The organism is Exiguobacterium sp. SH31 (genome assembly GCF_001816105.1).
In the GTDB taxonomy this organism is placed as follows: Bacteria; Bacillota; Bacilli; order Exiguobacteriales; family Exiguobacteriaceae; genus Exiguobacterium; species Exiguobacterium aurantiacum_A.
The window spans coordinates 47,108-57,044 of sequence record NZ_LYTG01000072.1 but is presented as its reverse complement, the minus strand read 5'-3'; the positions used below and the strand labels follow the sequence as shown (position 1 = coordinate 57,044).

Below are 9,937 nucleotides of genomic sequence, written 5' to 3'. Positions count from 1 at the left end.
GATAGACGCATGAAACTCAGCATCTTGCACGATGGGTTCAGTATGGAGTTGTTTTCGTTTCAATGCCCTCATATCTCTTGCATGTCGCGCAATGATATTGAGCAAGAAGGCGTTCAAAAGCAACGAGGCAGTCAACATGATAGTGGTCCAATCCATTCGAACACTCCTTTCGGTTTACGGGCGAGTCTCCATTTTTTCTTCGATTCGCTCGAGGCGCTCCACTAAGACGTCGAACTGTTGTTGCTGATGAGCCGCGTTTTGACGCTCAAACTCGAGTCGCGCGTCAGCTCGCTTTTCATAGCGACCCATGAATCGAAAGATCAACACGATGACGGTGATGATTAATGCTGGTGGGACAAGCATCGAAAATAAACTAAATAGTGACATAAGTAAGATATCCATTCTGTTTCCTCCTTACCAAAGTAATCCAAAACCAGTATATGTCATCACGAGTATTTAAACACACAATTATATAAGTAAAATCTACCCCCACCACATGGCCACCACAAAAATCGACCAAATAACAGCAATGGGTGCTATTATGAACAACGCCATGATAAGTTCCCGAAAGTATGTATAAGTCGAGTTTTGGTGCTTAAATAATCGAGGTATTAAAAAGACGCTTAACAAATATAATAGCCATCCCAAAATGGTCAATCCCGTTAAATAATAAATCGGATGAATCCCAACAACGTGCTCGCTTAAAAAGTAGGCAATCCCTTGTCCAAAAATACATAAGATCGTTGCCGTCAAAAGACTAGTAACCAAAATTCCGTAAAATTTCCCCATTTAATTTGCTCTTTTATTACTTATCAGCTTATTTTTTACTTGATACACTAAAAAGTTTAGAGTCAGACCATATAACAATCCGACTGCAACTCGGAGGATATAACCCGTCCACAAAATTTCAAGAGTCGATTCATCCATTATAAAGCTCCGAAATGTTTCACTATAGACCATGTGATATAGAATTGGATCTAATCCGAAAAAAAAGAACAAGAGGCCTTTATCATCTTGGTTAGTAAAGTTTAGGTAGGAGACAATCAGAGAGACAAGGACAAACCAAAAACTAAATGTTTTAATAATTTTCATAAATAGTTCCTTTCTGAGCTCTCATTTGTATGTAATCTAGATTTAGCTCGTTTTCTAGATGGTTCTAATAAGATTTTGCTTTGTTATAAAACGTCAACAAACAACACAACGTTAAGTGGATTGTTCAGAAACACCAATGACGTTTCACTTTTTTTCTAAATATTTCAGATGAAGCATGGCTTCCTCCAACTCAAAGGAACTGAACCACCGGTAATTTGAATCATCAATAATTCGAAAATGTTGGGTCACAACATTTTGTTGGAGTCTAAACTCTTTTCGTCTTTCTACTTCTTTCCACCAAATCTTCCCACCCAATGTCTTCATGACAGGTTCCTCGATATGATTAAATGTAACTAGCCTTACAACTTCCAAGCTATCTTCCCCTAGACCATTTTGTAAGATTTCACTTTGTTCAAAGAAGGCTACACATGTGACAACAACGTTCCAACTGGCTACCGCTCTTCCTTTTTCAATTTGAATCAATGTTTTTTTTGAAATACCCAAAATTTTAGACATTTCTTCTTGTGAAAACTCTTTCTCTAAGCGGATTAACCTTATTCTTTGCGACACAATATCAATCAGTTCTTCCTGGTTCATTCAAACACCTCAACTTTCGTACGAGTGTAATATTACACTATAAATGTAATTGGGGCAATAGAGACATAAATAGATAGACAAGTATATAAATGAAAATTTTACCTCTTCAGAATCTAGAAAACAGGCGAATGCCTACGAGGAACGGATAGAGTAACGACTTGAGAGAATTAGGCATGTTGGTAAATAGACGTTACCGTTCATTAAGTGGAACGTATCCAGGCTTGGTGCGTCGCCGTCTGACGTCAGAATCAAAATAATGAAACGGTGTATACATGGCTAACGAGATATAGCATGTAGCAAACGTCTTCAAGTAGAGTGGTAGTTGAATAAAATCACCTAATATTGAAATCATCAACGGGGTAAAGATGACAAATAACGCAAACGTCATCATCGATTCTGTTTTGATGAACCGATATAATACACGCATCAACCAGATGAACGGGAAATAGAGACAATAAAACAAACGCTGCACTTGAACCGTCCTTTCCTGAGCGGTCTGCTCAGATGATTTAGATTAGTCTTTTAGAAGACGTATTGATTTTTTTCTTGAACGTCACCACTCATTGCGTGGGATGTAGCCTGGTTTTGTCCTTCTGCGTCTGACATCCGATTCGAAGTAAAACATTGGGGTAAAGAGTCCTGCCGAAAGATAAAACACACTCACAATCTCTAGTAATAGCGAAACTGGAAGGCTATATCCGATTATGAGGATGTGGACAGGAACAAAGAACAGCATAAATGCATTAGACATTGTAGCTTCCGTTTTGATGAACCGATGTAATCCTCGCATCAACAAGATGTATGGGAATAAAAGATAAAAGAAAATCTGTTTCACGTCGTAACGCCCTTTCCTGAGCGGTTCGCTCAGATGATGTAGATAAGTCTTTTTCAGTATAATGGGAGCACTACGTATAAAGAAGGAGTATTTACATGAGCAAATCAATCGCCATCATCGGGGCTGGCGTCAGCGGCCTGTACGCTGCCTCGCTCCTCATCGAAAAAGGCTATGACGTCACCGTGTTCGAGGCACGCGACCGCATCGGGGGACGGGTGTTGAGCCAAAACGGTTTCGACCTCGGTCCGACGTGGTATTGGCCGGACACCGAGAAGACAATCACACAACTCGTCGACCGGCTCGGACTTCCGGCGTTCCCGCAATACGCGACCGGTGACTTGATGCTCGAGCGGCAAGCTGGTGTGATTGAGCGCCACACGTTGCCGCCCGAGCAGACCGTTCTGTCGATGCGACTTGAAGGCGGTATGGCGACACTGACCACAGCGCTCGCTGCCAGACTTCCAAAAGGGACAATCGAACTCGAGACGACCGTCACGTCGATTCAACAGACAGAAGACGGGGTATCGGTCACGGTCGAAGCAGGATCGTCAAAAACGTTCCATCACGTCATCCTAGCCATCTCGCCCCGGCTCGTCTCACGTATCTCGTTTCAACCGGAACTGTCTGAAGCGACGAAGGCAAAGCTGTCGGCTACACCGACGTGGATGGCCGGGCAGGCGAAAGTGGTCGCCGTGTATGACCGACCGTTTTGGCGAGACGCCGGCTTATCGGGCCTCGGTATGAGTTGGTCCGGGGTGTTGCAGGAGATTCACGACGCGTCAGCGCCGGGAGGGTACGGGGCACTGTTCGGTTTCTTCCGGTTGTCGCCTGCTGAGCGGGCCGCACTAGACCGGGACGAGCTCAATCGTCTCGTCGTCGAGCAATTCGTCCGACTGTTCGGGGAAGAGGCACGCGAGCCGCGTGACGTCTTGTACGTGGATTGGTCGAGTGACCGCGACACGGCAAGTTCGCAAGATGCCCAACCTTTGACCGACTTCCCTGTTTACGGACCGATTACGCTCGACACCGCTTGGGCAGGACGTCTCTCACTTGCTGGGACCGAGACGGATTCCATGTTCGGCGGTCATATCGAAGGGGCACTTCGTTCTGCAATCCGGGTCGTCGAGCAACTCTAACCAAAAATGCGTATCATCCCAAGTGAGGGACGATACGCATTTTTATTTGAACTTCTGAATCATCAACGCGAGTGCGCGATTGATCATCTTCATCTCGTCATCCTCGAGCACAGAGAACATCTCTTCGGCGAGCTGTTCTTCGATCCGGTCGACTTGTCTCGAGTAGTCGAGGCCGACCGGACCGAGCCGGATGAAGCTCTCACGCAAGTTGTCCGGATTTTTCTCTTTTTGGACGAACTGGCGTTGTTCGAGCACTTTCAACACTTGGCTGACCGCACTTTTCGAGATATTCATCTTCGTCGCGATCTCGGTCGTCGTCCATGTGTCTTTTCGTTTGAAGAGCAGCAACATCTGTTCTTGCTGGTAACTGAGTTCAAACTCGTTCAAGTCGGTAAAGTATTTGGTGAACAACAAGTCGAGCTCGTCGACTTGACGATACATCTCGATGACTTGTTGTTTGCGTGTGTCATTCAATGGTCGTTCTCCTTTCATCGCGTGTTACGGAACGTCTGGCTCCGCACATACAGGACGATACTAAATGCTAGTCCGATTATACCAAACGTGATGAGGAGCGTTTGAATCGGAACGGATAACGCGACAAGGATTGATAGCACGGCGAACGCGATCGGCTCTAGGCCGGACGCGGCGAGCGCCATGATGCTCATGACGCGACCGATCTTATCTTGGTCGCTATGCTCTTGCATGAGCGTGACGGCCGGTAAATAGACGAGCATCAGCATGAAGCCGCTCATGGCCGCCGAGAAAGCGAGCATCGGGATGGACTCGGCTTGCGTGTAGAAGAGAAATGCGACAATCGTCAAAAACAAGGCGCGGAAGACGAAGCGCCCGCGGTGGACCGAGCGCAATAACAGGACAAGAAAACTTGCGACGAACGTCCCGACGGCGAGCCCACCTTCAATCAAACTCAAGTCGAACGCCGTTCCACCGCGTTCGCCGACGAGGATCGGGATGCTCATGATGAGCGGTCCCATGATGAACAAATTGACGATCGCAATCGAGAACGTACCGCTTCGCAAGATCGGTGTCTTTGAGACGTAGCGGATTCCTTCTTTCAAATCAAAGACGACGTGCTTGAGCGACATCGTCTGTGCCGCTGGAATATGATCTCGAATCAGCCGCGGCATCATCAAGAAAGCAGAGATAAAGATGAGCGTGGCCGCCGTACTAAAGCTAAGACCGAAGCCGCCCCACGTCAACAGAAGACCGGCTAAAAATGGACCGATCACGAACATGAGCTCGAGCGACCCTTGGAATAACGAGTTGGCGCGTTGAAGCTCGTGTTTTTTGACGAGAGACGGGATGAGTGAAGATAGCGCCGGATACGACATGCCGTCCAATATCCCGAACGCAATTGAGATGAGGATTAAGACGATCACGGAATAAGCGTCGGCCAAGTGCAGCGCGACGACGACAAGCATCAAGACACCTTGTCCGAGGTTCGTCAAAAATAAGAGGCGACTCTTTTGATAGCGGTCGGCAAAGACACCGCCGAACACCATCATAATCACGCGCGGCAACGAGACGGCCGTCATGATGATTCCGAGCAGGGCCGGTTGTTTCAACACATCGATCGTGAGCCACGACATACTCAAAAAGAAGATGGAAAAACCGAGAGTCAGCGTCATGCCGGACAGCCAAGTGAAAATGAAACGGGAATTGTGTAGCAAGTTCATAAGGAGACCTCATTTTTAAATAAAGTTAAGTTAACTAAACTATAAATCGAGATTTGAATCTGGTCAAGAAATACGGATTGGGAAGAAAAATGTAAAAAAACGGAACTTTCTTCGGCGGAGAAACGTATAATTACAGAAGAGGTGAACGATATGAGTAAACAAGAACGATTACGCAAAGTAAAAACGATGAATCCCCAATGGTTAGTATTACGACTTTTCTTTGCGCTTCCCACTGGTGTACTTGTATTTTACTTTTTACAGACAGAGGCGAATCCCTGGCTAATGGGAGGGGTGCTCCTAGCACTGACGATTGCGGCAAATGTTTTATTCTCACGAGAATCAAGCTTTGTCAAAAGCCTTACACCGAATGAGCAAGCTAAAAAGGTAGTTAGCATCCAATATAAACTCGACTATTTGTTCGCCTTCATCATGGCTGTGATTTTCCCACTTATGATGCGATTCAGTATGTTGACACTTAGTCCATTCATTTTGTTTATGGGTAGCGCCATCTTAATTTTGTTTACTCAATTCAAACTTGATCAACAGCTAGAATGGATAGACGCTGAGCAACCGACCCGTCGAGAAATTCAGCGCACGCGATTTAGCTGGAGAGCTTGAATAGCTGTAAATGAGAATGCTAGTGAACGTGCAACATGTGCCACGTGACATGAACGATAACAACTAAAGGAGTCTCTGATGAACAAACATGAACGCTTGAAAAAAATGATAAAAGCAAACCGGAAATGGCTTCTCGTCAGGCTCGGTTTTGCGATTCCGATTGGGATATTGCTCTTCTTCTTTCTACAAACTGAGACACGATCAATCGTTTACGGAAGTTTGATGGTGGTGTCGCTGTTAGCGTACGGAGTGATGATTGGGCGGGAAAGTCGATTCATGAGCAGTTTCACAAACCACATTCGAGCGAAGCGGGTCATCCACATTCAATACGTGTTCGACTACATGATGGTTGTCTTCATCTGTTTGTCTTTCCCATTGCTTTTGAAGTTAGAAACAATCAGTTGGGTCCCGTTTTTCATCTTCTCCCTTACAGCGTTAGCGCTGGTGATTGTCGAACGCCTGCTTGATGAGAAAGTAAAACTGATTGATCCCGAGCAACCGATGCGTCGCGACGTAAAACGGGAAAGCTTTTAAGGAGTGATTCGATGACAAAACAACAACGCATCAATCTGATTTATAAAACGAATGTGAAGACGGCCGTTATTCAAAGTCTGCTCACATTTCCAATGGTATTTTGCCTCGTAGGTTTGATTGAATCGGATTCATGGAACGGATGGTACGTGGCCGGCATACTCGTCTGCTTGTTACTGCTTGGCGGAATCTTTTTCAAGGCGAATCGGGTCGAGGTTGAATTGACTGAGCAAGAGGATGCCAAAACCATCATCGTCCGTCGGAACGGATCTATGTTTGCGCTATTTGTCTTATTCATTTTATCGTTTGCACTGACAATTAAACTCGGTTGGATGTATGCGTGGATAGTGGTGCTGACAATCGGTGTGTTGTATGGAGGATACCGGTTGATTCGAAAACAAGACGAGCGATTGACGGACATCGACCCGGAGCATCCGAGGTTTCGGGAGATTCGACTCGATAATGTCAGGGATTAAGGAGGAGACTGATGGACCGGGAAACTCGATTCCAAGCGCTGTTACAAGTCGACAAAACGTATCGAAGCTTTATGATCGGGAGCAGTATACTCCTTTTCTTGGGTGCGTTCTACTTTATGATGCACACGACTTACTCCGTCATGATTGCGGCTGTTGGCCTCGTGCCGACGTTGTTTTTCGAATGGAAGAAGACGATTGTCTACCTGAAATTCAATGACGACTGGGCGTATCGTCGTCTCATCAAAGCGAACTTTTTCTTACTATGCTTCACCTTCTTCTTATTGTTCGGTGTTATCGCCTCGTTTTTGACGGGCCACATGAATCGTGATGGATTTGTGTGGGCGATGGTGATTGGCGGGTTACCCGCCATCTTGTTGCCATTTTGGATTGATCGGAAACTGCTGCAACTTGACCCGGAACATGTTACTTCCAGTATGCTAGCAAAAGCCAGTCGTGAGCAGCTGAAGCGTCGGCTTGACGGAATCAATGAATTAGAAAAGGACTGAAATGGTATGACGAAACAAGAACGAATTCAAGCAATCGGAGCTTATCGAGAACCACATCAAAAAATCATTTTTTGGCTGACGGTCGCCCTCATCTTTTTTAACTCTTTCACGTTAGGCTTTGACGATATCTGGTGGATGTGGGGCATCGGTTCTATCTTTGCCGCCATCGGACTCGTTCGTTTCATGCTTCGTGAAGGTGAGGTGTTGATGGCTTTTACGAACGGACGAGGAAGGGTGCTCACGAAACGTTTGTATCAGATGTATAGTCTCTGGATTGTGTTGGTCACGGGGACGATTCTCCTCAGTCGGATACACATTCCAACGTTCGGATGGGTGCTCTATGGTGTCTGTTTCGTGATTTTGGGCTGGAGCCATTACACGATACATAAGCAGTTCAAACAGGCAGACCCGGATCAACCGACACGAGATGAAATCACAAAAGGCTACCGATCTTATGAGAGGAGTACATATGCTGACAAAACAAGAACGCATTAATCAGCTACTCGTACAAGACGATACCCATTGGTTTGTACGGTGGTGGATTTGGATTGCCGGGCTCATCGCCACGGTCGTCGTCGGCTATATGGCACCGACGTGGCTCCCGTTTGTCTTGGCCATCTCCTATTTCCCGTATTTATGTCTGGAGTGGCGTAAGACGAAGCTCTTGCTCACGTTCAACGAAAGCCGTCGCTACACACGCTGGGTCTACATGGGCTTCGTGTTCGAATGGATCGGATTCGTCGCGATTTTGAGCCTGTTCGCTTTCTATCATGCAGGTGTTGTTTCGATTCAAGTTCTGCTGGCACTCATTGTCAGTTTGATTGTTTTCAGTATCCTCACCCCACGCTGGCTCGATAGATTCATCTTGATGTTCGATGACGACCATGTCACCGCGAAAGTTTTGAGCAAAGCGAAAGAACAACGAAATACCGAACATAAGACGAGTTCCTAATCAAACGGGACTCGTCTTTTTATGATTCAGGACATCGGTCCTTTATACTTTATATGAGTGAGATGTACATTGAGATAATCACTTGCACTACATCATAGAATCGAGGAAACGAAATATGTTAGCCATTATTATTGGACTCGTGATCGGCATCTTACTACCGATACAGACGAGCGTGAACTCGCGTCTGCGTTCGATCGTCGGGTCACCGTTTGTCGCTTCGTTCCTATCATTCGCGGTCGGGACGACCTTTTTATCGCTCATCCTTCTTGTCTCTGGACAAGGATTCGGGTTCGACTCGTCAATCTTTCAGCAACAGCCGATCTGGATGTGGTCGGGCGGTTTGTTAGGGGTTATTTTTTTAACGGGGAACATCCTCTTGTTCCCACGGCTCGGCAGCGTCCAGACGGTCATCATGCCAATCTTTGGACAGATCGTGATGGGGCTGTTAATCGATCACTTCGGTTGGTTCAATTCGACCGTGAGCGTCCTTACACCGTGGCGCGTGTTTGGGGCCTTGCTTGTTTTGCTAGGGGTCGTCGGGACGGTCGCACTCACAGACTGGATCAATCGACGCCGCGGAAAATTTGTCATCGCGAACCGGGTGGAGACCGGTAACTTGAACGTCTGGCGTTTACTCGGAATCGGGACCGGGATGATGAGCGCGACGCAGACGGCAATCAACGGCTATTTAGGAACTGTGCTCGAGTCTGCGCTAAAAGGCGCGCTCGTCTCGTTCGTCGTCGGGCTTTTCACGCTTCTCCTCGTGTTACTCCTACTCCGTCCGAGCGTCGAATGGCGCGGGCTATCGGGACAACCGTGGTGGATTTGGCTTGGCGGGATCATCGGCGCGCTCTTCATCGGCGGGAACGTCTTGATTGTCCCGATGGTCGGGACCGGCATCGCCGTCGTCATCGTCATTGTCGGTTTACTATGCGGAAGTTTGCTGGTCGACCGGTTCGGTTGGTTCGGTGCAGCCAAAAATCCGGTGACCGGGATTCAACTCGTCAGTTTGCTCGTCATGGTGCTCGGCATCATGATGATCCGCTTGTCATAACATATAAGGAGGGGATACGATGCGCGGAGTCTTGTTCGCCATCAGCGGCGGTTTCTTTTTAACGTTGCAAAGCGTCGCCAACGCACGAATCAGTTCTCAGATCGGCACGTGGCAGGCCGCGACATTGACGCAGATGACCGGCTTCATTGTGGCGCTTCTCGTCATGCTGGCTGTGCGTGACCGGACGTATAAACAGATGCGACACGTGCACCCGCTCTATTTGTCGGGTGGCGCGTTCGCCGCCCTCATCTTGTTCAGCAACATGACGGCCGTCCATCAGCTCGGCGTCACGTTGACAATCTCCTTGTTTCTGATTGCGCAGCTCGCCCTCGCGCTCGTCATCGATTGGCGCGGCTGGTTCGGGATGGTGCGGCGTGAGTTGAACGTGTCACAATTGCTCGGTGTCGCCATGATGGTCGCCGGCATAATCTTGTTGAAATGGTAGG

14 protein-coding genes are annotated in these 9,937 nt (G+C 47.3%); 9 read left to right on the top strand and 5 right to left on the bottom strand.

Annotation, left to right across the window (positions count from 1 at the left end; genetic code table 11):
• Positions 1-174 precede the first annotated feature (174 nt).
• The 3 genes from A6395_RS10605 to A6395_RS10585 all read right to left on the bottom strand — a co-directional run bounded on the left by A6395_RS10605 (position 175) and on the right by A6395_RS10585 (position 2,161).
• Positions 175-402 carry a hypothetical protein gene (locus tag A6395_RS10605; protein WP_071398995.1) on the bottom strand — a complete coding sequence of 76 codons (228 nt, stop codon included), beginning with the start codon at positions 400-402 and terminating at the stop codon, positions 175-177.
• An 834-nt stretch (positions 403-1,236) separates the two neighbouring features.
• Entirely contained in the window at positions 1,237-1,689 is a 453-nt protein-coding gene (locus tag A6395_RS10590; RefSeq protein WP_071398992.1) for a helix-turn-helix domain-containing protein, read from the bottom strand.
• Positions 1,690-1,879: 190 nt separating this feature from the next.
• A complete protein-coding gene (locus A6395_RS10585; protein ID WP_071398991.1) occupies positions 1,880-2,161 on the bottom strand; it encodes a hypothetical protein in 282 nt (93 codons plus the stop codon).
• A 458-nt stretch (positions 2,162-2,619) separates the two neighbouring features.
• On the opposite strand from A6395_RS10585, the gene A6395_RS10580 reads away from it, so the two are divergent.
• Complete coding sequence (locus A6395_RS10580) at positions 2,620-3,660, top strand: flavin monoamine oxidase family protein (protein WP_071398990.1); 1,041 nt, start codon at positions 2,620-2,622, stop codon at positions 3,658-3,660.
• A gap of 42 nt (positions 3,661-3,702) precedes the next feature.
• Here the strand turns inward: A6395_RS10580 and A6395_RS10575 are convergent, their stop codons facing one another.
• Both A6395_RS10575 and A6395_RS10570 read right to left on the bottom strand, forming a co-directional pair.
• Positions 3,703-4,134: a MarR family winged helix-turn-helix transcriptional regulator gene (locus A6395_RS10575; RefSeq protein WP_233589698.1), complete on the bottom strand. Its 432-nt coding sequence runs from the start codon at positions 4,132-4,134 to the stop codon at positions 3,703-3,705.
• Positions 4,135-4,148: 14 nt separating this feature from the next.
• The gene (locus A6395_RS10570; protein ID WP_071398988.1) at positions 4,149-5,354 is read right to left on the bottom strand and encodes an MFS transporter; all 1,206 of its coding nucleotides are present in this window, start codon (positions 5,352-5,354) and stop codon (positions 4,149-4,151) included.
• A 150-nt stretch (positions 5,355-5,504) separates the two neighbouring features.
• On the opposite strand from A6395_RS10570, the gene A6395_RS10565 reads away from it, so the two are divergent.
• The 8 genes from A6395_RS10565 (at position 5,505) to A6395_RS10530 (ending at position 9,936) form a co-directional block, all read left to right on the top strand.
• Positions 5,505-5,972 (top strand): hypothetical protein, encoded by a 468-nt coding sequence (locus tag A6395_RS10565; protein ID WP_071398987.1) that lies wholly within the window; start codon positions 5,505-5,507, stop codon positions 5,970-5,972.
• A 78-nt stretch (positions 5,973-6,050) separates the two neighbouring features.
• Positions 6,051-6,506, top strand: a complete 456-nt coding sequence (locus A6395_RS10560; protein ID WP_071398986.1) for a hypothetical protein — start codon at positions 6,051-6,053, stop codon at positions 6,504-6,506.
• A gap of 11 nt (positions 6,507-6,517) precedes the next feature.
• A complete protein-coding gene (locus tag A6395_RS10555; protein WP_071398985.1) occupies positions 6,518-6,979 on the top strand; it encodes a hypothetical protein in 462 nt (153 codons plus the stop codon).
• 11 nt (positions 6,980-6,990) lie between these two features.
• Complete coding sequence (locus A6395_RS10550; RefSeq protein WP_071398984.1) at positions 6,991-7,485, top strand: hypothetical protein; 495 nt, start codon at positions 6,991-6,993, stop codon at positions 7,483-7,485.
• Positions 7,486-7,491: 6 nt separating this feature from the next.
• A complete protein-coding gene (locus tag A6395_RS10545; protein ID WP_071398983.1) occupies positions 7,492-7,980 on the top strand; it encodes a hypothetical protein in 489 nt (162 codons plus the stop codon).
• Positions 7,955-8,437, top strand: a complete 483-nt coding sequence (locus tag A6395_RS10540; protein WP_071398982.1) for a hypothetical protein — start codon at positions 7,955-7,957, stop codon at positions 8,435-8,437. Before A6395_RS10545 ends, A6395_RS10540 begins: the two co-directional genes overlap by 26 nt.
• 115 nt (positions 8,438-8,552) lie before the next feature.
• Positions 8,553-9,491, top strand: coding sequence for a DMT family transporter (locus A6395_RS10535; protein ID WP_071398981.1), 939 nt, complete (start codon positions 8,553-8,555; stop codon positions 9,489-9,491).
• Between the two features lie 19 nt (positions 9,492-9,510).
• Positions 9,511-9,936: a DMT family transporter gene (locus tag A6395_RS10530; RefSeq protein WP_016510013.1), complete on the top strand. Its 426-nt coding sequence runs from the start codon at positions 9,511-9,513 to the stop codon at positions 9,934-9,936.
• Position 9,937: the final 1 nt, after the last annotated feature.